The 23,663-nt window shown below is 53.4% G+C and carries 20 protein-coding genes and 1 tRNA gene; 11 read left to right on the top strand and 10 right to left on the bottom strand.

What is annotated here, in order from left to right; translation table 11 throughout:
* Positions 1 to 3: 3 nt before the first annotated feature.
* From Q399_RS0104965 to Q399_RS21395, 8 genes are all read right to left on the bottom strand, one after another.
* Positions 4 to 858, bottom strand: coding sequence for a DMT family transporter (locus tag Q399_RS0104965; protein ID WP_245612831.1), 855 nt, complete (start codon positions 856 to 858; stop codon positions 4 to 6).
* A 35-nt stretch (positions 859 to 893) separates the two neighbouring features.
* The gene (locus tag Q399_RS0104960; protein WP_245612830.1) at positions 894 to 5,366 is read right to left on the bottom strand and encodes an EAL domain-containing protein; all 4,473 of its coding nucleotides are present in this window, start codon (positions 5,364 to 5,366) and stop codon (positions 894 to 896) included.
* A 143-nt stretch (positions 5,367 to 5,509) separates the two neighbouring features.
* The gene (locus tag Q399_RS21400; RefSeq protein ID WP_157836224.1) at positions 5,510 to 6,502 is read right to left on the bottom strand and encodes a cobalamin biosynthesis protein CobD/CbiB; all 993 of its coding nucleotides are present in this window, start codon (positions 6,500 to 6,502) and stop codon (positions 5,510 to 5,512) included.
* Between the two features lie 13 nt (positions 6,503 to 6,515).
* Complete coding sequence (mtnN, locus tag Q399_RS0104950) at positions 6,516 to 7,214, bottom strand: 5'-methylthioadenosine/S-adenosylhomocysteine nucleosidase (protein WP_031566233.1); 699 nt, start codon at positions 7,212 to 7,214, stop codon at positions 6,516 to 6,518.
* 83 nt (positions 7,215 to 7,297) lie between these two features.
* Complete coding sequence (locus Q399_RS0104945) at positions 7,298 to 8,182, bottom strand: pirin family protein (protein WP_031566231.1); 885 nt, start codon at positions 8,180 to 8,182, stop codon at positions 7,298 to 7,300.
* Positions 8,183 to 8,268: 86 nt separating this feature from the next.
* A complete protein-coding gene (locus Q399_RS22440; RefSeq protein ID WP_031566228.1) occupies positions 8,269 to 8,841 on the bottom strand; it encodes a methylated-DNA--[protein]-cysteine S-methyltransferase in 573 nt (190 codons plus the stop codon).
* A gap of 1 nt (position 8,842) precedes the next feature.
* Positions 8,843 to 10,297, bottom strand: coding sequence for a DNA-3-methyladenine glycosylase 2 family protein (locus Q399_RS0104935; RefSeq protein ID WP_084164089.1), 1,455 nt, complete (start codon positions 10,295 to 10,297; stop codon positions 8,843 to 8,845).
* Positions 10,298 to 10,377: 80 nt separating this feature from the next.
* Positions 10,378 to 11,355 carry a hypothetical protein gene (locus Q399_RS21395; RefSeq protein ID WP_051685748.1) on the bottom strand — a complete coding sequence of 326 codons (978 nt, stop codon included), beginning with the start codon at positions 11,353 to 11,355 and terminating at the stop codon, positions 10,378 to 10,380.
* 74 nt (positions 11,356 to 11,429) lie between these two features.
* Here Q399_RS21395 and Q399_RS0104925 point away from each other — a divergent pair, with 74 nt between their 5' ends.
* Positions 11,430 to 11,774 carry a HopJ type III effector protein gene (locus tag Q399_RS0104925; RefSeq protein ID WP_031566219.1) on the top strand — a complete coding sequence of 115 codons (345 nt, stop codon included), beginning with the start codon at positions 11,430 to 11,432 and terminating at the stop codon, positions 11,772 to 11,774.
* A 40-nt stretch (positions 11,775 to 11,814) separates the two neighbouring features.
* Here Q399_RS0104925 and Q399_RS0104920 read toward each other — a convergent pair whose 3' ends face one another.
* Positions 11,815 to 12,201, bottom strand: coding sequence for a response regulator (locus Q399_RS0104920; RefSeq protein WP_031566217.1), 387 nt, complete (start codon positions 12,199 to 12,201; stop codon positions 11,815 to 11,817).
* A 271-nt stretch (positions 12,202 to 12,472) separates the two neighbouring features.
* Here Q399_RS0104920 and Q399_RS0104910 point away from each other — a divergent pair.
* The 6 genes from Q399_RS0104910 (at position 12,473) to pdxH (ending at position 17,775) form a co-directional block, all read left to right on the top strand.
* Positions 12,473 to 12,549 (top strand) — tRNA-Trp (locus Q399_RS0104910).
* Between the two features lie 33 nt (positions 12,550 to 12,582).
* On the top strand, positions 12,583 to 13,020 hold the full coding sequence (locus Q399_RS0104905; protein WP_031566212.1) for a hypothetical protein: 438 nt from the start codon (positions 12,583 to 12,585) through the stop codon (positions 13,018 to 13,020).
* Entirely contained in the window at positions 13,017 to 13,472 is a 456-nt protein-coding gene (rimI, locus tag Q399_RS0104900) for a ribosomal protein S18-alanine N-acetyltransferase (RefSeq protein ID WP_031566210.1), read from the top strand. The genes Q399_RS0104905 and rimI overlap by 4 nt, the downstream gene beginning before the upstream one ends.
* Positions 13,473 to 13,641: 169 nt before the next feature.
* Complete coding sequence (gene prfC, locus Q399_RS0104895; RefSeq protein ID WP_031566207.1) at positions 13,642 to 15,240, top strand: peptide chain release factor 3; 1,599 nt, start codon at positions 13,642 to 13,644, stop codon at positions 15,238 to 15,240.
* Between the two features lie 26 nt (positions 15,241 to 15,266).
* Complete coding sequence (argS, locus tag Q399_RS0104890; RefSeq protein WP_031566205.1) at positions 15,267 to 17,006, top strand: arginine--tRNA ligase; 1,740 nt, start codon at positions 15,267 to 15,269, stop codon at positions 17,004 to 17,006.
* A 124-nt stretch (positions 17,007 to 17,130) separates the two neighbouring features.
* The gene (pdxH, locus tag Q399_RS0104885) at positions 17,131 to 17,775 is read left to right on the top strand and encodes a pyridoxamine 5'-phosphate oxidase (RefSeq protein WP_031566203.1); all 645 of its coding nucleotides are present in this window, start codon (positions 17,131 to 17,133) and stop codon (positions 17,773 to 17,775) included.
* Positions 17,776 to 17,792: 17 nt separating this feature from the next.
* On the opposite strand, the gene trpD is transcribed toward pdxH, so the two are convergent.
* The gene (gene trpD / locus Q399_RS21850; protein ID WP_084164088.1) at positions 17,793 to 20,186 is read right to left on the bottom strand and encodes an anthranilate phosphoribosyltransferase; all 2,394 of its coding nucleotides are present in this window, start codon (positions 20,184 to 20,186) and stop codon (positions 17,793 to 17,795) included.
* A 196-nt stretch (positions 20,187 to 20,382) separates the two neighbouring features.
* Here trpD and Q399_RS0104875 point away from each other — a divergent pair, with 196 nt between their 5' ends.
* From Q399_RS0104875 to Q399_RS0104860, 4 genes are all read left to right on the top strand, one after another.
* Positions 20,383 to 20,910, top strand: coding sequence for a GNAT family N-acetyltransferase (locus Q399_RS0104875; RefSeq protein WP_031566198.1), 528 nt, complete (start codon positions 20,383 to 20,385; stop codon positions 20,908 to 20,910).
* Between the two features lie 193 nt (positions 20,911 to 21,103).
* Positions 21,104 to 21,790 (top strand): TetR/AcrR family transcriptional regulator, encoded by a 687-nt coding sequence (locus Q399_RS0104870; protein WP_031566196.1) that lies wholly within the window; start codon positions 21,104 to 21,106, stop codon positions 21,788 to 21,790.
* On the top strand, positions 21,783 to 22,742 hold the full coding sequence (locus Q399_RS0104865) for an HlyD family secretion protein (protein ID WP_031566194.1): 960 nt from the start codon (positions 21,783 to 21,785) through the stop codon (positions 22,740 to 22,742). Before Q399_RS0104870 ends, Q399_RS0104865 begins: the two co-directional genes overlap by 8 nt.
* The gene (locus Q399_RS0104860) at positions 22,729 to 23,631 is read left to right on the top strand and encodes an ABC transporter ATP-binding protein (RefSeq protein ID WP_031566192.1); all 903 of its coding nucleotides are present in this window, start codon (positions 22,729 to 22,731) and stop codon (positions 23,629 to 23,631) included. The genes Q399_RS0104865 and Q399_RS0104860 overlap by 14 nt, the downstream gene beginning before the upstream one ends.
* The last annotated feature ends 32 nt before the right edge of the window (positions 23,632 to 23,663 follow it).

Below are 23,663 nucleotides of genomic sequence, written 5' to 3'. Positions count from 1 at the left end.
CGCTCAGAACAAGCGCTGCCGGCTGGTGACATAACCGGCGTAAAAGATAATCAGCACGCCGGCAAACCAGGCCATTGTTACCGGCTCCTGCCAGAACAAGTAACCAAATAGTCCGGCAAAGATCACACTACTATAGGTCCACATGCCGATGTCACTGGCAGGTGCCAGCGCATAAGCGCGGGTCATTGCCATCTGTCCGGCTGCAGCCAATACGCCCATACCGGCAAAAGCCCACCAGGCGATGGCCGGTAATGGATGCCAGTCAAATGGCACCGGAATAAACGAGATCATGGCAGTCAGCAACGAAAAATAAAAAACGATGCGGGCTGCGGGTTCGGTGTCGGACATATAGCGGATCGTAGTTTTGGTCACCGCGACCAACACCGCAGACAGTAATCCAATCGCCAGCATCAGCCAGTTGCCCGGGCTTTCGTTCAGCGGAATGGCAATAAATACGCCGACAAACCCCAGCGCAATAGCAAACAGCGTCAGTTTACTGGGGCGTTCATTGAGCCAGAACCGGGCAATAACCGGCACGACAAAAGGTGACAGCAACAGCACCAGCATGGCCTGCGCTAAAGGTAACTGGCTGATGACATAGAAAAAACAATACATCGAGATGATGCCGGTGCTGGCGCGGCTTAAGTGCAGATACCAGCGTTTGGTTTTGAGAATTTGCGCCCCCTGCAGGTAAATCCATGGCAGCATCACCAGCAAGGCAAAGAAATTGCGGAAAAACACTACCTGCACCTGACTGGCCGACTCGCTGGTCAGTTTGACCAAAGCGCCAATACCGGCAAAACAGGCTTCGGCCAGTAACAACAAGGCCGCAGCCAGATATAAACGGGAAACAGGCACCATCGACTCCGGTACAGGCGCTAGGGCTGTATAGTTTAATGCTGTTGCAGGCTTTGCAGCAATTGCGCTGCGGCCATCGGTTTGCCAAACAGGTAACCCTGGATCAGATGACAGCCGCGCTGACTGAAAAACGCCAGCTGTTGTTCGGTTTCAACACCCTCCGCGATGCAATACATGCCAAGACTGCTGGCCATACTGAGCATCGCGTCGATGATGGTTTCATCGTTGCGGTCGATGCCAATGTCTTTGACAAAACTCCGGTCGATTTTGATCCCGTCAATCGGCAGCTCTTTTAAGTACTTCAGTGAAGAGTAACCAGTGCCAAAATCATCCAGCGCCAGCTGCACGCCGAGTTCACTCAGTGCCAGCATAGTGGCAATGGCACTGTGATGGTCCTGCATCAGCGCACTTTCGGTCACTTCGAACCGCAGACAGCTCGGTGGCAACTGGTACTGTGCCAGCAAGGCTGAGGTCTCCAGCGCCAGATTTTGTTGCTCCAGATGACGCGGCGACAGGTTTACTGAAACGTAAAGCGGATAACCGGCCTGATGCCATTGCTGCAAATCAGCCAGCGCCCGCACCAACAGGGCTTGTGTCATAGGGACTATCAGCCGCAGATCTTCCGCCAGCGGGATAAAATCGTTCGGCGGTACCAGCCGGTCGGCATCCTGCCAGCGCATCAGCACTTCCACACCAACAATTTTTTGCTGCAGGCTGTCATAAATCGGCTGGTAATAGTTTAGGAATTCATTGTGTTGCCAGGCGCTTCTGAGCCGCGTTTCCCGAGCTAATTGCATCTGGGCTTTGTCATTCATTTCCTGAATAAAAAACTGGAAGTTGTTACGGCCTAAATCTTTGGCGTGATACATCGCCACATCGGCATGTTTGAGTAATTCGGTGGCATCAGCGGCGTCTTCCGGATACACCGCAATGCCGATGCTGGGCGAAACGCTGACGGAATGGCCGCCCAGCGACATGGGTTCGGCGATGGATTTCAGCATTTTACGTGCGACATGGCTGATATTGTCGTCATTTTTATAGCTTTCCAGCAAAACAACAAATTCGTCACCACCAAGGCGGGCGACAGTATCGGTCAGCCGTAAAATCGACGTCAGACGTTTGGCGACTTGTTTCAGCAGCATATCGCCGATATCGTGGCCGAGACTGTCGTTAATTTGTTTAAAGCGATCCAAATCGATAAAACACAGCGCGAGCGAACGTTTCTCACGTTTTGCTGTTTCAATGCCGTGCAGAATGCGGTCCATCAGTAAAGCGCGGTTAGGCAGACCGGTTAAAGCGTCATAATTGGCGAGGTAACGCAAATCATCTTCGGCCTGTTTTTGCGCCGTGATATCGGTAAATACCAAGACATAAAAATCGACGCCGTTTTCGTCGCCGACTGCGCTGATGTTGAGCAAAGTAGGGCGCTCAGTACCATCCGGGCTCAATACTATTTCTTCGCCCTGCCAGTGCTGGTTAGCTGTCATGCCGCTTAATAAACGCGTATAAAAACGCCGGCGCGACAAACTGATGCCGAGTTCATGCACACGTGGATTGGATAGATAGTCATCCATATTGCCAAACACGTCAGCAAACGACTGATTGGCGGCCAGCACCCGTTGTTCCGGGTCCAGCAACACCACCCAGTCCCGGGTTTGCTGGAAAGCTTCGCCAAACAAGCGGGCTTTTTCTTTGGTGGCGCGGGTTTCAGTGATATTGCTGTAGGTGCCGATGACACGCAGCGCCTTATCGCCCTGGGTTTCTGTCACTTTGCCAATATCGCGAAACCACAGCCAGCTGCCATCTTTATGCTGCATGCGGAAGGTGAAATCAAAGCTGCGCTCCGGCGCGGCAATAAAACGTTGCCAGGTTTGCTGATAACTGTCTCGATCATCCGGGTGGATCAATGCCAGATGTTGTTGCATCGACAGCGGATTCAGTTCTTCGCTATAGCCCAGCATGGCATGCACACGCTGTGCGTACATGCTGTTTTTCTGCACCAGATAATCCCAGACCCCGCTGTTCACCGCCTCCAGTGCCTGTTTTAAGCGTTGTTCGCTGGCGCGCACTTTATAGTGCGCCTGCGCCAACAAGCGTTTTTGTGCCAGCCGGTTGTGTTGCCAGATAAACAGCAAAATAAGGCCCAGCACGGCATAACTGACTAACGCAGTGGTCGAATACCAGGGGGCTGGTTCGATGCGAAGTGTTAAAGTGGCGGTTTGGCTTTCTTTGCCATTGTGCGGCGTCAGCGCTTTGACGTGAAAAGTGTATTGGCCGGGGTCAAGCTGCGGGAAAGTCACGCTGGCGTTATTTTGTTGCGGGAAACGGATCTCGCGATGGCCTTCCAGCCAGAATTTGTACTGAATTTTATCGCTGTCGCGAAAATTCAGTGCCGAGAAACTGACCTCAATGCCCAGACTGTCGTAGGCAAAGCGGAAAGACTGGCCGTCGAGATTGTCCAGTGTCGTGGAAGTGGCCTGATTCATCGCGCCGATGCCGGTAATAGCGATATTCGGTGCCTGTGCCGTCTCGGCCAGTTCGGCAGGATTAAACCAGGTCAGGCCTGAATTCGTGCCATAGGCCAGCACACCATTGGATAGCTTCAGACTGGCGGCATAACTGAAATCGCTGCCGGACAAACCGTCGCCTTTGTCAAAAGGTTCCAGCCGCAATGTGTCCGGATCCAACCGGGTCAGACCCTGTTGGCTGGCAAACCACAAGTGTCCGTCGCTGTCGGCCTCACAGGAGTAAATTGCATTATTTTGCAGGCCATTTTGTTTATGCAGATGATGTTTCAGTTGCAGGCTGGCGCCATCAAAACTCAGCAGTCCAAGACCGCGCACGGTAAACCAAAGGTTGCCATGGCCATCAACACACATTTTGTCTGCGGTGCGGGCGAGGCCGGGCTGATATGGCATCGCCTCATAGATTTTCCGCACCTGGCGTTTTTGTTGGTCGTACAGCCAGAGCCGGTCAGCTGCGCTGAAAAACATCCACTCTTTGTGCTGCGGATGTGGCCCTAGAAAGCGGCCTGCTCGGTGGGTCGGTTCGGCCTGGCGGAGTTCCGGCATCGCCTGCAGTGAGCCGTCTGCCGGCTGGTAGCGGTAATAATCTTCTGCGTTGTAAAACCAAAAGACGCCATCGTCATCGCGCCAGTGACCACGCGCGTTCAGTTGGATCAGCGATTGCTGCGTCTCGTCCTGCAACGGCAGTGGCAGGAATTGCTGAGTCTGGGTAGAAAACAGATGTAAGGCATTGCCGTTACGCAGCCAGAGTTTTTCCGCATGGTCCGGATAAATTCGCGCCACAACGGTTGAGAAGTTGGCCGGTAAAGTTGGGGGATAGGGAATATCGGTCAGGTTGCCTGAGTTGAGATCAAAGCGTTTTAAGCCGTTGAGAGTACTGAGCAGCAACTGATTGGCCGGACTTTCAGCCAGCGCCAGCACAGCTCTGGGGCTATAACCGGCCTGTAGTATCTGACCTGATGCAGCTGGCATTGGTAATTTCAGGTGTTGAAAGTGGGTGCTGCGCGGATGCCAGTAATACGCACCTTGCAGGCGGCTCGTCACCCAAAAGCCACCGTCCGGTGTCGCCGCCAGATCGGTAATGCTGTCCTGATCCACTTCGTATTGGCTATCAGTGAAGCGCCATAACAATCGCGGTTGCTGCTGGCCATGATCGAGCTGGAACAGACCTTTATTGGTGCCCAACAGCAAGCCTTGTGGGCGTGGCAGGATTTTACTGATCTGCAGCTCCTGCAGCATCGGGGTCATCGTCAGCTGTTGTGTCGCTGCGAGGCGCAGCTCGGCTTCGTTCAGCCGGTACAAGCCGGAACCGAGCGACAAATACAGTTGGTTGTCGATGATTTCAAGGGTTCTGACCAGATTGTCAAAGCGGCCTTGTCCGCTATTAGCCAGTTGTAGCGGCCAGTGCTGTTGAGTTTTCAGGTCGTAAATAAACAAGCCACGCGAGGTGCCAATCAGCAGCAACTGATTGAGTTTCTTTAAGATCCGCACCCGGGACATCAGGCTGTTGCCACCATCAAACTCAAAGATTTGCTTCAGTTGACGGCCTGGTAACTGCAACTGATAAACCGCTTTATTAATGGCCAGTAGCAATAAATCCGGTTGTTGCTCAATCACATCGTGTAGCAACGGAATGGTATCGCTTTCCAGTTGTTGCAGTGGGGTTAACAACTCGGCGGCGGCAGTGTTGCGGTCAAGCAGATACAGCCCTTGTTGCTGCGCTGCGATAAACAGCCGGCGCTGGCTGTCTTCCAACAGCGCCGATACATTGAGCTCAACCTGACTGTCATCGACCAGTGGCAACTGCCTGATCTGGTTGGCGTCAAAACGATTCAGGCCACGGTCAGTCGCCAGCCATAAAAAACCACTATGGTCGATCATGACTTTATTCACGACACCACTGCTGAGGCCCTGAGCGGTGGTCAATGGCTGTAATAACGGTGGTGGATTTTGCAGTTCGTTAGCAAAAACAGCCGGAAGCAACAACAGACTGCAGAGGCAACAACGCAGGAACTGGCTTAATTTGTGGCGAAACCCAGCGATATTTGTAGCCAATAGATTGCCCTGTTGTTGACCTGTGGCGGCGAACATAACGCAGAATCTGCTGAAAAGTCCAGCCTGTATCATCAGAGTGAATGTGGCCATTGATAGAGTAAAATCAAAGCAACACTACTGCAACACAACAACCATTGTGCCCGCAGAATTTGCTGTTCCATCACTTGCGCTAGCAACAAATCGGCCAGTGCCGGCGCCTGTTCGGGCCCAATCCGGTCGCGACGGATTTTCACGCCCTGATACATCATGGGCCCGGCCAGATTGCGCTGTAGCCCAGCACTCCAGGCCGATAAATACCAGCGCTCTGCCGCCGGCAAACCAGCCTGCTGACTGGCGCGAAAATACCGCACACTTGGCGCAAACCGGAACAATAGTGCAACCAGCGCCCCCTGTAACCAGCAAACCGGCCACAACATCAGTCGGCCAACCTTGCCGACTGCACTGCCAAACACACGCTGCTGACTGATTTTACCAGACCAGGCCTGCTGTAATTCAACCATTAACCGCCAGAGCAGCGCAGCTATTGCGCCGCCGACAAGAAACCAGAACAGGACCGCGGCAAAATGTCGCAGCTGACGCTGCGCCAACACTTCGATGCCGGCCTTGGCTAATCCGGTTGCAGAGAGCTGACCGCAATCACGTCGCAGCAGCGGTTGGAGCTGGTCTTTGGCCAGCTGCAGCTGCTGGCGTTGCAGACTGCCGGCCACAGTGGCGACCTGACTACTGAAATAACGGTGGTCTAAACAAAGGTACAGCAGCAAAGCGTCAAAACCGGCAGGCCATTCAGATAAGTGCCGGAAGGTCCAGGCCAGCGTCAGCAGCGGCAAAATCACAACCAGCAGCGCCAACATGCCGGCCAGGCGCTGCTGCGCCGGGCTGTCCGACGGCTTGTTCACTTTAGCGGCGACACGTTCTGCGAGCAGCCGCAATAAGGGCCAGGGCTGATATTGCAGCGGCAGCGCGGCGTAACGCGCCAGCAAAAGAGTCAGTAATAACAACAGGCCGGGTTCAAACACCGGCGTTTGCTGCAGGGCAGACCAATATTGCTGCATAGCGAATGGCACGAAATCAGGCCGTTTAAGCTAACTGCCGCAGCAGTTCCAGCACCATAGCACTGCTGTTTTTCGAGGCGATCTCCAGATAGGCTTCAAACGACGTCGGCGACTCTTTGCCGGCAATGTCACTTAAACTGCGGATCACCACAAAAGGTGTCTCGAGCTGATAACACACCTGCGCAATCGCCGCGCCTTCCATTTCCACCGCCAGCATTTGCGGGAAAGTGGCGCGGGTTTTGTTGATGCGCTCCGGATCACACATAAACACGTCACCAGTGGTGATAAGGCCGGTTTTGGTCTGGCAAAACCCGAGTGTTTGTATACTGCGCACCGCGGCGGCCACTAAAGCCGGATCTGCAGTGAAAGCGGCCGGCAGACGCGGCAGTTGGCCCGGTTCATAACCAAAAGCAGTCACGTCGACATCATGATGGCGTAATTCAGTCGACACGACGATGTCGCCGACATTGAGTTCAGGGTCAAAACCACCGGCCGAACCGGTGTTAATCACGGCCGATGGCTGAAATAACTGGATTAGTAGAGTAGTTGCGATAGCGGCAGTCACTTTGCCGATGCCGGACTGCACCAGCACCACATCGCGGCCCTGTAACTGGCCACGGTGAAATTCAAAACTGGCGACGCGGGTGGTTTCAATCTGATTCAGTTGCGCTTTGAGGATGGCAACTTCCTGTTCCATTGCGCCGATAATGCCGATTAATTGCATGAGGAAAATCCTGTGACAAAAAACGGCATTATACAAGCAGGCCGGACAATGTCCCAGCGCGATTTCGCGCCGGGTACTGTAGCTTAAATTTGTAGGACTTTAGCGGCGCGGTCTGTCAGTTTACCTTGCTGATAATCGGCAATGGCTTGCTCAATCTCTGCCACTGTGTTCATCACAAAAGGGCCGTATTGCACCACTGGTTCCTGCAGTGGTTTTCCGGCAAGCACAATCACCCGGGCCGGGCCTTCAGTACGAAGTTCCAGGCTGTCACCGTTGGTGAGTACACCGGCATGATGCAGCGGCACCCGGTGGGTGCCTAGCCAGACTTCACCTTCATAGGGATAAACCAGCGCGTTATGGCCGGCCGGTACGGCCAGTGCCAGCGTGGCTGCACTATGCAGCTGCAGGTCCAGATATAAAGGCTGCGTTGATACCGCACGGATTGGCCCTGTGGTGACTGGCAGCAGTGGCTCGCTTTCGGCCGGGCTTTGTAAGGTACCGGCGATGACTTTGATTTGGCCTTGTGGAATAACCACAGCCGGAATTTGTGCCGGGTCTAAATCCAGATAAGCCGGTTCCTGCATTTTTTCCGCCGCCGGCAGGTTCAGCCACAGCTGAAAACCACGCATCAGACCAGATTCCTGTTGTGGCATTTCGGAGTGAATTATGCCGCGACCGGCCGTCATCCATTGCACGCCGCCGCTTTTCAGGTGGCCCTGATTGCCCAGGTGATCCTGATGCAGCATATGGCCGTCCAGCATGTATGTGACTGTTTCAAAGCCACGATGCGGATGCGGTGGGAAGCCGGCAATATAGTCGGCGGCTTCATCGGAGCCAAAACAATCCAGCATCAGAAAAGGGTCAAGCCGCCACTGTGGCTGCAGGCCAATACTGCGGCGGATTTTAACGCCTGCACCGTCAGAGACTTGTTTGGCAGGCCAGAGTTGGGCGAGAGTACGTAGTTTCATCAGCGGGCTCCAGAATTTAAGGTGTACACGCTTAGTAAACCTTAAATCTTATCGAATTAATATTGCAATGAATCCCGCTATTTATTCTAAATATTCGAATGAATGACATTGGCGATGCGTTGTTCATGTTGTAACAACCAAACTTTGCGGTCAAGGCCACCGGCGTAACCGGTCAGTTTGCCGTCGGCACCAATGACGCGATGACAAGGCACGATAATGGCGATGGGATTACGGCCATTGGCGGCACCAACGGCACGCATCGCATTTTTATTGCCAAGCCGCAGTGCCAGTTCGCCATAACTTTGGGTTTGGCCATAGGGAATCCGGCACAGTTGCTGCCAGACTTGCTGTTGAAAAGCAGTGCCGCTGGCCGCCAGTGGCAGGTCAAAACTCTTTCGCACTCCGGCGAAATACGCTGCCAGCTGCGCTGCGGCTTGTTGCAGCAGCAATGCAATTTCTCCTTCTGCCTGCACCGAGAGCAGTTGGAAATCATCGCTTTGTGTCGCTGTCGAATTGACATCCTGATGCCTGGCTCCGGCCAGACTGCGATCTTTTTGCACGTCAGGGAAATGCACGGCCGAAATTCCTGCAGCATTGGCATAAATTTCCAGCGCGCCGAGCGGGGACAAACAATAGGCAACTTGCGGGGACTGCTTCACTTTATTCTCCTTGGACGGTTGTGCTGGTTGGTGAGTCGGCCAGACCAAACCAAAGTTGTAAGGTGGCATAACTGCGCCACGGTGACAGGGTTTGTGCATCAAAACCGGCATGTTGACGCGCCAGTGCTTTTTGAATGCCCAAATCACCGCCAAGCCAGACATCGGTTTCTGATAAACCGCGCATGCAGGCATATGCCACAGTCCAGGGGCCAATGCCTTTGATTGGCAGCCACTGCGATGGATGTTGTTCTGGCGCTGCCCACATGGTATCGGCCAGTGCCAGAATGGTCTGGCGCCGGGCGCCCGGCACTTTCAGCATCAATAACTCATCGGCGCCAACTTGTGCCGGCGTGGGAAATTGCCGCCAGGTTAGTTCTGGTGTATCAGCCGTAACCGCTGACGGCTTGGTTTGTTCGTTGCCCAATACCAGCAGCCGGTTCAACTGGGCCCGGGCGCCGGCAATACTGACTTGCTGGCCGAGAATAGCGCGGATGCCGGCTTCCCAGGCCGACCAGACACCAGGAATGCGCAGGCCGGTTTTTACACTGGCGCCAAGCTGGCTTTGCAGATGTTGTTCAATGACCTGTAAATCGGCGTCCAAATCCAGCAACCGGCGGATTTGTTTTACCACCGGTAGCAGGGTTTCATGGTCCGGCCAATGTAATGTCAGCTTCAGGGCGTTTTTGCCGGCGATAGGGGCGACGTTAAACCAGCCATGTTGCTGGCCATGACCCGGTGGCCAGTCAATAAGCCGGCCATAATGCTCGCCATGCAGCCACTCCAGGCCGGTTAATGTGCGTTGTTGCCAGAATTCCAGCAATAAATGCCAGGCCAGCGGCGGGCGATAACTCAGTTCCAGTTCAATGACCGCAGAATGCTGCGCCATACGTTGTCCCCGTATTTGTGTTGGTGTCAGTTGTAGTTGTTGTTTAAAGGCATCGTGGAAGCGGCGCAGGCTGTGAAAACCCGCCATCGCCGCGATATCTGTGACCGGCATTTTAGTTTGGTGCAGCAGCTGTTTGGCGAACAGGATTTGCTGATACAGCGCATATTGTTTGGGGGAGACGCCCAGATGTTGGGCAAACAGTTTCCGCAGGTACCGCTCGCTGATGCCAAGGCGTGCGCATAAGGATGTTTGGTCGCCGTCCTGCAAGGCGCCCTGATCAATCAGCTTCATCGCACGGCGCAAGCTGGTCTGATTGCCTTGCCAGGCGGGTGAGCCGGGCGCACTGTCTGGCCGGCAACGTAGGCAAGGCCGGAAGCCGGCGGCCGCTGCCGAAGCGGCGGAAGCAAAATATTGTACCTGATGTTCAGCCGGCGAACGCGCCGGACAGATGGGCCGGCAATAAATGCCAGTGCTGTTGACCGCAATGTAAAACAGCCCGTCAAAGCGCGCGTCACGGCTTAAACGCGCCTGCCGGCAAATTTCTGCGGCAGGGATAACTTCGGTGGACACAGGCAGTGCTCCGGCAAATTCAGCTGAGCACAGTGTAACGCGAAGTCCTGTGCCGGATCAGCCGGATCCGGCACTCACTGTCAGATATTCAAATCAACCTGCTGCAGCAGACCAACCTTGCCTTGTTCGGATAAAAAGATGCCGCTACGCGCAATACGGGCCAGCAGCGCCTCGCCATCATATAAGCCAAATGAAGTAGCCACAGATTGCGCTGAAAGTGCACCGATACCGGCAGTGGACAGGCTGGTTGGTGTTTCACCCGGCCGCCACAAGCGCAGTTGTTGCCACGCGCTGTCGCTGCTGTCGACAAAGCCGTCTTTGTCTTCATCCAAAGCAGCGAGTTCAGTAAATCCCTGGCCGGAGCTTGGCCCAAATAATTCTTTGCCTTGGCTGATCTGGCCGTCCTGATTCCGGTCATAACTCAGGTAATATTGGCCATTTGCTAACGTTGGTAACCCAGCACTTCCGCCGTTACTGAAGAAATCAAAAGCCTGACTGGCACCGGTCCACTGAAAGCTCTGCCCTGTGGTGCTTACAATTAATGGGTCTTGCAGTACGGCTTCCTGGCGGATGCTAAAACTGGTGTAGCTTTCCTGCAGACTGAAACTAAAAGCAAAACTCTGACTGCTGCCATCTTCTAATTGCACAGCGCCGGCGAAACTTGCTTCAACCGCTTGATAACGATAATTAAATTCCATGATAGTGCGCTCAGCGGGCACTTGGGACGGGGCGGTTTCTGCTTCCAGTTGTTGCTGCTGCGCCTGGATTTTGTCAAAGGCGGTGCCGTCGAGCCAGCTGAGTAATTTGCCGCAGCTGAGCTGCTCTAAAATCCGTTTGACGGTGCCAATACTTTCTTTGGCGCTGAATTGCTGACCATCTTCATTTTGTTCGTCGGATGGCTTAGACTCGACTTCGCTCTGTGGATCAACAGCTTGCGCTGTTGGCGAAGTCGCGGAGGTGGGGCGGGAAAGCGGTGAAGACTGAACTTCGAGCCGGCTTTGCTGAAATAACTGCTGTTCGCGGGCACTGAATGCCTGTGTGGCACTGATGACGTTCATCGGGTCCTCCCATCAGGATTGATGGCTGATTGAACGCACTATCGGCACGTTTTGGTCAAACTTTAGGCAACCTTATGTTGGAAACATTTTTTCGTCAGTTAAGTACCGATCCGGAAAGCATCAGCTTTCAGCAGACTATCGCATTGATTGATGCTTTGTATGATTTTACGCCGACAGCCTTTCAGAATGGCGAGCAGTTTAATGGTGCAGGGGAGAATAACGGCTCCTGTAAAATCCTGGCGTTTGCCTTGTTGCATCAGCTGTCGGAGCCGCAGACCTTGCAGTTGTTTGGTGATTTTTACCGGTTGGAAGTATTGCCAGACATCAAAGGCAGCAACCACGCCAATATCCGTAATTTTATGCGTACCGGCTGGGATGGCGTTGAATTCCATGGCAAACCGTTGACCGGCAAAGCCTAAACCCTATAGTTCAGGCTCGATTGTGCTCTGGCGGGGACTCTCAGGCCGTCAGGCTTTTTTTCTGGCACTTAATCAGCACAGACTCAATTTTCTTGGCGGAAAATGGCTTGGCAATAAAACCACAGGCGCCGGCCAGAATGCTTTGCTGCACATTCTCGACGGTGCTGTGTGCTGTCATAATGACCACATTGGCGTTGGGATTTATTTCTTTTAGCTGACGTAGCAAAGATTTGCCATCACAGTCCGGCAGTTCAATATCGAGGAATACGACATCCTGGTGCTGTTTGGTGTAACTGCTGATACCAAGACTGCCATTAGAAGCTTCGCTGACATGCGTGATACCGAGCAGCATCAGCGTCTGGCGTAAGTATTCTCTGACGGAGGGCACATCATCGATGATCAAAACGGAAAAGTCGGTCATTTTCATGCAAACATCCTTGGTAATCCAACATCCTGCACCTAAGTTGTAGCCTTTGTTGCCAAAGTCTGCAACCTGCCATTGGCAGAGGCGCGACATGCTAGCAAAGTAGTTCCTTTATTGCATCTTTTTTACACAGAGCCGCCGGGCTGGCCCATTGTTGGCGGTTGCAATTGCCTGCTTTCACAGCGTTCTGGCTGATTTCTGCGCAATTGATTGCTTTGTCTGAGATTTTTGCTTTACCTTTAAAAAGCCTTTTGTATAATGGCGCCTCAATCACAGGGGCATAGTTCCAATTGGTAGAACAGCGGTCTCCAAAACCGATGGTTGGGGGTTCGAATCCCTCTGCCCCTGCCAATTCTCTCAGGCAAGACCCAGCGAGGTACTGAGATGAATCCAGACGTGACAGACAACATCACTTCTTCCATGTCAGAACTGCAATTGCAGTTCTTACAGCATTTAAAAATCCAACCGTTACAAACGCATTTATCTGCACCGGAATACCAGCCAGTGGTGCCTGTTGCTTTCGAGACGCCGCAACCAGGATCTGCCACAGCTGAAGAATTCCCGCAGCAATGGCTGGCGGCAGATGTCAGCTTGCCGCTGGTGCAGGATTTGTTTTGTTGTTTGCAGCAAGCAGGTGTGAGTGCCCAGTGGTTTTATCAGGCAGACGTTTCCGACATCCGGCTCACCAATACCGGCCTTTATAGCGCCGAGCCCCTTAGTTTTCTGACGCCCGCGCGGAAGAAGCTACTCTGGCAGCGTCTCAGTGAGTTGTTACCCTTTGATGTAGCGGCAGATGCCCCGATCAATATGGACCTGACATGATCCAAATTCGCACTGCAACCACTGACGATATTCCGGCTATGCTGGCAACAGAACAAGCAGCCACAGCTTATCCCTGGGCAGAATCATCGTTTCAAAGTAGTTTTTCCGAACGCTATTTTAATGCGGTGGCGCTTATTGACGCGCAGATCGCCGGGTTTTATATCGGTGAGCTGGTTGCCGGCGAAGCCAGCCTGTTCGATATTGCGGTGCATCCAAGGCTGCAAGGGAAAGGCATTGGCAAAGCCTTACTAAACCATTTTCTCGATGAAGCAGAGCGCCGGCAAGCGACCGATTGCTGGCTGGAAGTGCGGGCGTCGAATCAAACCGCGATAGCGCTATACCAGCAGCTTGGCTTTCATCAGGTTGGTGTGCGGCCCGGATATTACCCGGCGCCTGGCGGCAACGAAGATGCCGTGCTGATGGCATTGTCGTTGGCGATGCCATCCCTTTAGCCATTCTGTGTTCTGACCTGTAAGTCCTGCGAATTAACTGGTAAAGCGATTTCGCCAAAGCGGCTGTTCCTGCTATAATCTGCGCCATTTTTCGCCGGACCCGGTACACAGTCTCGCACTGTGCCAGAACCGGCCGCCCATTTAGCTTAACTTCGGAACTCACTCAGGCATGGCCAGCGCAGAATTTCTTCAGGAAGTCAGTACACGCAGAACCTTTGCGATCATCTCTCACCCCGACGCCGGTAAAACGACTATTACCGAAAAAGTGTTGTTATTCGGGCAGTTAATCCAAAAAGCCGGTACTGTTAAAGGCAAAAAATCTGGCCAGTACGCCACGTCTGACTGGATGGAAATGGAGAAAGAGCGCGGTATTTCGGTGACTACTTCTGTGATGCAGTTCCCGTATGCCGATTGTCTGGTCAACCTGCTCGATACTCCGGGTCACGAAGACTTCTCGGAAGATACTTACCGCACCCTGACCGCAGTCGACAGCTGTCTGATGGTTATCGACGGCGCTAAAGGTGTTGAAGAGCGCACCATCAAACTGATGGAAGTCACCCGTTTACGCGACACACCAATCATCACATTTATGAACAAAATGGACCGCGATATCCGCGATCCTATTGATTTGCTTGATGAAGTAGAAAGCGTCTTAAAAATCGCCTGTGCACCTATCACCTGGCCTATCGGCTCTGGCAAAGAGTTTAAAGGCGTGTACCACATCCTGCGCGATGAAGTGATTTTTTATAAATCGGGCTTCGGTCACACTATTCAGGAAGTTGACATCATCAAAGGCATCAACAATCCGGAACTCGATGCCCGGATTGGTTATTTTGCTGCGGACCTGCGTGAACAAATGGAGCTGGTGCAAGGCGCCAGCCATGAGTTTGACCGCGACGCATTTTTAAAAGGCGAATTAACGCCGGTGTTTTTCGGTACTGCACTGGGTAACTTTGGTGTCGACCATATGCTTGACGGCCTGACTGAATGGGCGCCGGCGCCACAACACCGAGCGACGACGGGCCGCACTGTCGAACCGACTGAAGAAGGCTTTTCGGGCTTTGTGTTTAAAATTCAGGCGAATATGGACCCGAAACACCGCGACCGCGTGGCGTTTTTACGTATCTGTTCCGGCAAATACGAAAAAGGCATGAAAATGCATCACGTGCGCATCGGTAAAGATGTACTGGTGCCGCATGCACTGACCTTCCTCGCCGGTGACCGCGAGCACGTTGAAGAAGCATTCCCGGGCGATATCATCGGTTTACATAACCACGGCACTATTCAGATCGGTGACACTTTCACCGCCGGCGAAAAATTTACTTTCACCGGTATTCCAAACTTCGCGCCTGAGCTGTTCCGCCGCATCCGCCTGCGTGACCCGCTGAAACAAAAACAATTATTAAAAGGCCTGGTGCAGTTATCTGAAGAGGGCGCGGTACAGGTGTTCCGTCCACTGGATAACAACGACCTGATTGTCGGTGCTGTGGGGGTGCTGCAGTTTGATGTGGTCGTGCACCGGTTAAAATCTGAATACAACGTGGATGCGATTTACGAGAGCGTCAACGTCAGCACGGCGCGTTGGGTTTACTCAGACGATGCCAAAGCGCTGGAAGAATTTAAAAACAAAGCCAGCACCAACCTGGCACTGGATGGCGGGGATAACTTAAGTTATCTGGCCCCGACTATGGTAAACCTGAATTTGTCGATGGAGCGGCATCCGAAAATTCGCTTCCATAAAACCCGTGAACACGCGCACGCTGGTTAATAACAAGGTTTTACACAGGATTTAAAATGAATATCAAACAGTTATTGGCCGCAAAAACGCAGGCCGCGATGATCAAAGTTGGTTTGCCAGCGGATACCAATACCGCCGTCACGCAAAGCACCAAAGTAGAATTTGGTGATTACCAGATTAACGGCGCTATGGCCGCTGCCAAGTTATTAAAAACCAACCCACGCGCGTTGGCACAGCAGCTGGTGGAAGTGTTGGAACTTGCTGATATCGCTGACAAAGTTGAAATTGCAGGGCCTGGTTTTATCAACGTGACGTTAAAGCCAGACTGGCTGGCGACGCAGTTGCAGCAGGCAGTTGCTGACCCACGTTTAGGCGTCAGTGCCAACACAGCGCCGCAAACAGTGGTGGTGGATTATTCAGCACCAAACCTCGCCAAAGAAATGCATGTCGGTCACCTGCGTTCGACCATTATTGGGGACGCCGTGGTGCGCGCGCTGGAATTCTGGGGTGACAAAGTCATCCGGCAAAACCACATGGGCGATTGGGGCACACAATTTGGCATGCTGATCGCGCATCTGGAAGATAAGCTGGCTGCCGGTGTGGATTTAGAAACTGTGGCGCTGGCGGACTTAGAAGATTTCTACCGCGAAGCGAAAAAACGCTTTGACGATGAAGCCGGTTTTGCCGACAAATCGCGTGATTACGTGGTGAAACTGCAAGGCGGCGACGCGCACTGTCAAAAACTGTGGCAGCTGTTTATCGACACTTCAGTCAAGCACAGCGAAGAAGTGTATCGCACTTTAAATGTCACTTTGGGTCATGAGCATATCAAGCCGGAATCGGCCTATAACCCAATGCTGCAGCCAATTGTTGATGATTTAAAAGCCCGTGGCATTGCGGTGGAAGACCAGGGTGCTTTAGTGGTGTTCCTGCAGGAACTGGCGGACAAAGAAGGCAATCCGTCACCCTTTATCATTCAAAAAACCGGCGGTGGCTTTTTATATGCCACCACAGATCTGGCCGCCTGTCAGTATCGCAGCCATGAACTCAACGTTGACCGCATCATTATTTTCACTGACGCCCGTCAGGCACTGCACTTTAAACAAGTGGAGCTGGTGGCACGTAAAGCCGGCCTGCTGCGCGCGGAAACTGCTTATGAACATTGCCCGTTCGGCACTATGATGGGCGAAGACGGCAAACCGTTTAAAACCCGCACCGGCGGCACTGTCAAACTGGCGGAACTGCTGGAAGAAGCCGTGGTGCGCGCTGAAGCGGTAGTGAAAGGCAAGTCGACTGAACTTAGCGCCGAAGAAATCGCAGAAGTGGCGCGTAAAGTCGGTATTGGCGCGGTGAAATTCGCTGATTTGTCGAAAAACCGCACTTCAGACTACATCTTCAGCTGGGATGCGATGCTGAGCTTTGAAGGTGCCACAGCGCCTTACCTGCAATATGCTTATACCCGCGTCAGCAGTATTGTGCGCCGCGCCGGCATCAGCGACAGCTTCAGTGCGCCATTGATTCTGGCCGAGCAGCAGGAAAAACAACTGGCGCTTAAAGTGCTGCAGTTTGAAGAAACGCTGCAACAAGTGATGAAAGATGCGCAGCCAAACCTGCTGTGTAATTACCTGTATGAACTGGCCAGCCAGTACATGAGCTTCTATGAAGCTTGTCCGATTTTAAAAGACGGCATTGAACCGACGCTGCGCGACAGCCGTTTAATGCTGAGCATTCTGGTGGCGAAATTACTGGCCAAAGGCTTGGACCTGCTTGGCATCGATGTGATGGAACGGATGTAACGGTAACAAGGGCTGGTCGATACCGGCCCTTTGTTTATATGACAAGGGATGATTGGTAGTTCGTTAATGCTTGGCTGGAGTTGCCAAGCGCGCTGCGGGCTGCCGGGTTGAAGAGGAAATCTGTATGAGCGTCAATGTCGCGGATATCCGCCGTAGTTATGTCAAAGATAAATTGGATCTGGACAAATTAAACGCCGATCCTTTTGTGCAGTTTGAAGCCTGGCTCAAAGACGCCATCGCCGCTGAACTGCCGGACCCGACGGCCATGTGTGTCGCCAGTGTGGATGCCGACGGCCAGCCGTCGCAGCGGCTGGTGTTGCTTAAAGATGTCAGCAGCAACGGTTTTGTGTTTTATACCAATCTGGGTAGCCGTAAAGCGCAGGAACTGGCTGGTAATCCAAAAGTCTGCCTGCATTTTCCCTGGCATCCGTTGGAGCGGCAGGTCATTGTGTATGGCATCGCCGAACGCGTGCCAACGTCGCAGGTGCTGCATTATTTCACCTCCAGACCAAAAGAAAGCCAGCTGGCGGCCTGGGCTTCTGAGCAAAGCCGGCCGGTGTCGACGCGCCTCGCGCTGATGCAAAAATTTGCCGAGATTAAACATAAATTCGAACACGGCGAAATTCCGGTGCCGAGTTTCTGGGGCGGGTTTTTAGTTAAACCACATAAAATCGAATTCTGGCAGGGCGGTGAACACCGTCTGCATGACCGTTTTATGTATAGCAAACAAGCAGATGGTCACTGGAGCATTGAGCGGCTTTGCCCTTAAACGCCATTTATGCTGATTTATAGCCCGGTGCTTTGTGTTGAATCTGCCGGCACACTGCGATAACCCGGCGCCACCAGTGGCATCGTAAGCACAAAACAGCAGCCAGCGCCTGCGCTGGCGCTGACTTCCAAATCACCGCCTAACACACTGAGCGCCAGCCGTTTACACAGCGGCAGGCCAATGCCGGCACCTTTCGTCATATCCAGGGTGAAAAACGGATGAAATACCCGCGTCAGTGATGTAGGGGACAGGCCAATACCGTTGTCACGACAGCTCAGTAATAGTTGGTCACCACTGCGTTCAACAGTAATTTCCAGTTGCCGGTTGTCCTGAAAAGCTGCAGGAAAGGCGTGGATTACCACATTTTGCAGCAGATGACCGATAATTTTCGTCAGCGTCTCTGGATAACTGTCACAAATAACTGAGTCCGGACATTCTAATCTCAGCTGAATATCGGCGGCTACGAACGCGCTTTGCTGGGCGGCAACACAATTTTTCAGCAGCTTGCTTGCATCAAAATGGCCGCGCCGTTCGGCAATTTTGTCAGCTGATAATTGTTTAAAATCGCTAATAAGACTGGCGCAGCGGTGTGCTGCCTTTAGTTGCAAAGCCAGCATCTCCCGATTGTGGCTGATAAAATCCTGCAGGCCACTTTTTGATAAACGGCCTTGTTCCAGTTCGCTGTGTAGCCGCTGCAATTCAGTGTCGAGTGCGCTGCCCACCGTCAGAATGTTGCCAAGTGGCGTGTTCAGCTCGTGCGACAAACCGGCGACAATAGCGCCAAGCGCACTGAGTTTCTCGGCTTCCACCAGTTGTAACTGGGCCTGACGAAGCTGTGCTATCACATCGGTCAGCTGCGCAGTCCGCGCCTCAACCATAAACTCCAGCTGGTCGCGATGACGCAGCAGCTCCTGCTCAGTGCGCTTAAACGCCGTGACATCGCGTGCTATCGCCATGACTCCTTCGATGCTGCCGTCCTGGTTCACGAAAGGTGTCTGGATCACATCAACAAATTGTTGCTCGGTGTCGCCCTGATAACAAATCCATTGTTGTGTCAGTACTGCACGCTGTTGCTGCAGCGCGGTTTGTGCGGATTGGGTCAGCTGACTGGCCAAATCCGCGGGCAAAAAATCTGGCAATGTCAGGTCTTTCAGTTGTAGCTCCGGTAAACCGGCAAAGCGTTCAAAACGGGAATTACAGTTTAATAAATGGCCTTGCAAATCGGTCAGCCAGATCAGGTCGGGCAGGGTTTCAATCAGGGTTTTTAAGCGGGCGCGTTTATTTTGCTCAGAGCGTTGCAGCGCTTGAAATGCCGCATTGAGGTCTGATGGCGCTTCCATCGGTGTGATGGCTGGTGCTGCGGGAGCCGGTCGGTGCTGATGCACCGCACGGGTAAAGTCCTGCGAGCTTTCAATCAGTTGCTGTAACTTTGCCTGTGCTTTGCCCTCGTCCAGCAAGCTAGCGGCCAGCTTGATGCCTTCAGTAAAATCCGCCGCCCGGCCACACAGCATTAAAGCGCCGGCGCTGTTCAATAACACGGCATCGCGCCTGGCACCTTTAATATTGCCGGCAAACAGCTGGCGCATTAATTCGGCACTGACCAGTGGTACATCGGAGCGGATCTCATCAAGCGTGCAGCAAGTTAAACCAAATTGCTCAGGACTGATTTGATAGTGTTGCAGCTGGCCCTGAGCGAACTGATAAATCCGGCTCTGCCCGGTTAAGGCGATTTCATCAATACCGTCGATGCCATGCACCAGCAACACGTCCTGATATTCAAGTGCCGGCAGCACTTCGCGGGTTAATTCCAGCAAGTCAGCGCGATAAACGCCCAAAACATGCCGGCTTGCACCGGCCGGATTAATCAGCGGGCCAATCAAGGTATAAAAAATGGTTTTGATGCCAAGCGAGGCTTCGACCGGCAACAAACGCCGCATTACCGGATGAAAGTTCGGTGCATGCAAAAAACCAAGGCCAATCTGTTCAATCTGCCGGCAGACGGCTTCAGGCGGTAAATCAATAGCGACACCAAGGGCTTCCAGCACATCGGCGCTGCCGCAGTGGCTGCTTAATGAGCGGCTGCCGTGTTTGGCGACCGGAATACCGGCTGCGGCGCAGACAAAAGCGCTGGCGGTGGAGATATTAAAAGTGCTGAGCCCGCCGCCGGTACCGCAGGTGTCGAGTAAGGGTTCTGCCACGCGGGGGTTGATCCGGATGGCTTGCCGGCGCATCGCCGTCACAATCGCGATGGTTTCGGCAACACTGACGCCTTTATTCAGTAATGCCAGCAAAAAGCCGGCAAGCTGAGCGTCTGAGAGTTGATCGTCAGCCACCGCCTGGATCACAGCCTGAATTTGTTCAGCGGATAAATCTTGTCGTGTAGTTAATTGGGCCAAAATGTGCCGAAACATACAACTCCGCAGAACCTGATAAAAAAACGGGGGGAATGTTCAACAGTATGGCCAGTGGTTTTGGCGCTCTGCAAGCCGGGGTGCGGGAAATAACTCACTGCGACCTACATTCAGCAACACTTTGTTGCCGGACCTGCACTTGAAGCGCGTTGCTGCCAATGTTTATGCTAACGCACAATTCAAACAGAGACTTGAGATGACTCACTTACAAACGCCTTTAACCGGCTCCACTATACTACTGCGCCCGCTGCAACCTGATGATTGGCCTGCGCTGATGCAGGCAGCCAGCGATCCACTGATTTGGACTTTGCACCCGGAACCTGAACGCTACAAACCTGAGATATTCAAGCCGGTATTTGACGGTGGCCTCGCCAGCGGCGGCGCTTATCTGATTTGTGACAAACGAAGCGGCGAAGTGCTGGGGACTAGTCGCTATTACGAGTTTGATGCAACAAAACGCGAAGTGGCGATCGGCTACACCTTTTTAGTACGCTCGCGTTGGGGCGGGGCGACCAATACTGAGCTGAAGCAACTGATGCTGGACCATGCTTTCGATTTTGCCGATGCCGTCTGGTTTCATGTTGGAGAACAGAACCTGCGTTCGCGCCGCGCCGTGGAAAAGTTGGGTGCAGTCTATACCCATACCGAAACCACATCACCAACAGGTGCGACTCGTGCCACAGTGTTTTACCGGTTGGATAAGGCTATCTGGCTGGCGCGATAGGTTTTATGGTTGCAGCTCTGTCGGGCGCCAATCTGAATTGCGTTGGTATGATGCCCATCTGCATCATATCTACCAGTGGTAAACCGACGTGGCCTTTTATCCAAAACCGGCCCCGGCGGAGAATTAATCTCATCGCTTAATGTTGCACCGGCGACTAGCATATTCATCAGCTGGATAATTTGGAGACTTGCTGATGAATATCAAAGCCGGACGTCCCGCAGCTGCGGCGCAGGAGAGCAACACCCGGCACAATCTGCTGGTGCAGGCGCGGCTGCTATTTTCCGAACTGGGCTATGAGCGCGTCACCACAAGGATGATTGCCAAGGCCGCAGGCGTCAATGCCGGTATGATCCGCTATTACTTTGTCGACAAAGCCGGTTTGTTTGAGGCGATGCTGCGCGAAACCATCGCGCCTTTGTTGCAACTGGCCCAGCAGCAGGCGCGACTGGCAGAGCTGCGTGACCCGGCTGCCATAGTCGCCGCTTATTATGCCGTGATGGCCCCGCATCCATTGTTACCGACCTTAATTTTCCGTGCGCTGCATAATGTGGATTCGGCGGAATATCAGATTGTCAGCCGGGTTTTTGCCGGTTTTGTCCAGCAGATGCTGAGCAATCTGGCGCAGGTTTTATCGGCGCCCGGCCAGCTACAACCGGGTTTATTGCCGTTTAACGCTTTGCTGAGCTGTTTTAGCCTGGCAATTTTCCCTTTTGTCATTCCGCCTTTTATGAAACAGGCGCTCGGTCTGGAGCTGACGCCGGAATTTCTGCAACAACTGGCTGACCACCAGCGCCATGTGCTGCGTCACGGTTTGTTACCAACCATGCATAACAATGACGCCCCCTGCGAAGACATCCCCAACGGAGGCACTAATGCGTAACCTGGTTCCATTGAGTTTTAGCGCTGCGCTTGCTGCCTGCCAGCCGCAAGAGCCGCCGTCTGCTTTTGGCACGCTGGAACGGGAGCGGGTGCTGCTCACTGCACCGGCAACAGAATTGATCCTGACGCAATCAGCGCAGGAAGGCAGCAAGGTCAAAGCCGGTCAGGTGTTGTTGCAGCTGGACCCGCGGTTACAGCAACTGAAAGTTGATAAAGCCAGCGCTGAAGTGCAGCGGGCGCAGGCAGCTCTGGACTTACTGCTACAAGGCAACAGAGCTGAGCAAATCGCTGCTGCGGCGGCGCGGCTCGAACAGTCGAAGTTCAGACTTGCTGACAGCGAACGTCAGCGCAACAGGGCACGTCAGCTCCGTCAGCAGCGCCTGATTGCCCAGGCTGAGCTCGATGCCGCAGAACTCAGTAGCCAGGTCGCCCGCGCCCAATTTGCCGATGCAGCACAGCAATTACAGGAACTGCAGGCTGGCAGCCGGCCTGAGCAAATCAGTCAGGCCCGGTTTGCGCTGCAAAGTGCGCAGCAGTCACTCAATGTTGAGCTGAAGCTGCTGGCGGATTTAATGCTGGTCGCCAGTCGCGACGGCGTATTGGAAGACCTGCCGTACCATATTGGTGAACGGGTGCCACAAGGTGCAGTGCTGGCGGTGATCGCCGCCGACAGCGCTCCTTATGCCAGAGTTTATTTGCCTGAAACGGCGCTGGCGCAGTTTAAACCCGGTCAACAGGTGCAGGTTTATGCGGACGGCCAGACCGCATCTTTCGCCGGAACTGTACGCAAAATTGCGACCGAAGCCAGCTTTACGCCTTATTTTGCCCTGCATCAGGCCGAGCGGGCCCAGCTGATGTATGTCACTGAAATCAGCTTAAGCACAGATGTCACGCTGCCTACCGGTTTGCCGGTGCAACTGCCACTGCAGGAGGCAAACAATGCTGGCAATTGATGTGCAGGGCATGAGCCGGCGTTTTGGTGATTATCTGGCGGTGAATCAGTTGGACCTGCAGATCCCCGCTGGCTGTATTTATGGTTTTCTCGGGCCCAATGGCTGTGGCAAATCGACTTCAATCCGCATGCTGACCGGGTTGTTAACGCCCACTAGCGGCTCTATTCAAGTACTGGGGCTGGAACTGCCACGGCAGGCCGATTTATTACGGCAGCGTATTGGGTATATGACGCAGAAATTTTCGTTGTATGACAATTTAACGGTGGTGGAAAACCTAGAGTTTGTTGCAGGGATTTATCAGTTAGCGCGGCGCGACCGGCCCGTCCGCATCCGGCAATTATTGGATTTATATCAGCTGGAAGATAAGCGGCAGGTGCGGGCCGGCAGTTTAAGTGGCGGCCAGAAGCAGCGGCTGGCTTTGGCAGCTGCCACTATGCATCAGCCAGCGTTGTTATTTCTTGATGAGCCGACTTCGGCGGTCGACCCGGAAAACCGCCGCGAATTCTGGGAGCGCTTGTTTGACTTAAGCGACGCCGGCACAACTATTCTTGTCTCGACCCATTACATGGACGAAGCCGAACGCTGTCACCGCCTGGCGATTTTGGAACGTGGTGAAAAACGCGCCGACGGCAGCCCGGCCGATTTAATGGCACAGATGGCGGCGGATGTTTATGAAGTCAGCGGGCCCGACTTGCGGCAGTTGCGCCAGCAAGTGCTGCGCTGGCCGCAAATTATGTCGGCCGCGCAGATTGGTCAGTCACTGCGGTTGCTGGTCTATAAATCCGCCGGTTGGGGCTTGTCACTTTTACAACAGCAACTTGGGCCTGCTTATTTGGTTGAGCCGGTTCGCCCTTCACTTGAAGATGTTTTTGTAGAAAGGACGAGTTAATGCTTCAGTGTTGTTTTTGCAGTATTTTGGCC

This window comes from Rheinheimera texasensis DSM 17496 (assembly GCF_000711985.1).
In the GTDB taxonomy this organism is placed as follows: domain Bacteria; phylum Pseudomonadota; class Gammaproteobacteria; order Enterobacterales; family Alteromonadaceae; genus Pararheinheimera; species Pararheinheimera texasensis.
The sequence above is the reverse complement of the archived record's forward strand: the minus strand, read 5'-3'. Positions and strand labels throughout refer to the sequence as shown.

Excerpts from the sequence above, each read along its gene's own strand:
- mtnN (WP_031566233.1), bottom strand. The coding sequence starts at position 7,214 with ATGCAATTAATCGGCATTATCGGCGCAATGGAACAGGAAGTTGCCATC.
- Q399_RS0104945 (WP_031566231.1), bottom strand. The coding sequence starts at position 8,182 with ATGAAACTACGTACTCTCGCCCAACTCTGGCCTGCCAAACAAGTCTCT.
- Q399_RS21395 (WP_051685748.1), bottom strand. The coding sequence starts at position 11,355 with ATGAACGTCATCAGTGCCACACAGGCATTCAGTGCCCGCGAACAGCAG.
- Q399_RS0104925 (WP_031566219.1), top strand. The coding sequence starts at position 11,430 with ATGTTGGAAACATTTTTTCGTCAGTTAAGTACCGATCCGGAAAGCATC.
- Q399_RS0104920 (WP_031566217.1), bottom strand. The coding sequence starts at position 12,201 with ATGAAAATGACCGACTTTTCCGTTTTGATCATCGATGATGTGCCCTCC.
- Q399_RS0104905 (WP_031566212.1), top strand. The coding sequence starts at position 12,583 with ATGAATCCAGACGTGACAGACAACATCACTTCTTCCATGTCAGAACTG.
- rimI (WP_031566210.1), top strand. The coding sequence starts at position 13,017 with ATGATCCAAATTCGCACTGCAACCACTGACGATATTCCGGCTATGCTG.
- prfC (WP_031566207.1), top strand. The coding sequence starts at position 13,642 with ATGGCCAGCGCAGAATTTCTTCAGGAAGTCAGTACACGCAGAACCTTT.
- argS (WP_031566205.1), top strand. The coding sequence starts at position 15,267 with ATGAATATCAAACAGTTATTGGCCGCAAAAACGCAGGCCGCGATGATC.
- pdxH (WP_031566203.1), top strand. The coding sequence starts at position 17,131 with ATGAGCGTCAATGTCGCGGATATCCGCCGTAGTTATGTCAAAGATAAA.
- trpD (WP_084164088.1), bottom strand. The coding sequence starts at position 20,186 with ATGTTTCGGCACATTTTGGCCCAATTAACTACACGACAAGATTTATCC.
- Q399_RS0104875 (WP_031566198.1), top strand. The coding sequence starts at position 20,383 with ATGACTCACTTACAAACGCCTTTAACCGGCTCCACTATACTACTGCGC.
- Q399_RS0104870 (WP_031566196.1), top strand. The coding sequence starts at position 21,104 with ATGAATATCAAAGCCGGACGTCCCGCAGCTGCGGCGCAGGAGAGCAAC.
- Q399_RS0104865 (WP_031566194.1), top strand. The coding sequence starts at position 21,783 with ATGCGTAACCTGGTTCCATTGAGTTTTAGCGCTGCGCTTGCTGCCTGC.
- Q399_RS0104860 (WP_031566192.1), top strand. The coding sequence starts at position 22,729 with ATGCTGGCAATTGATGTGCAGGGCATGAGCCGGCGTTTTGGTGATTAT.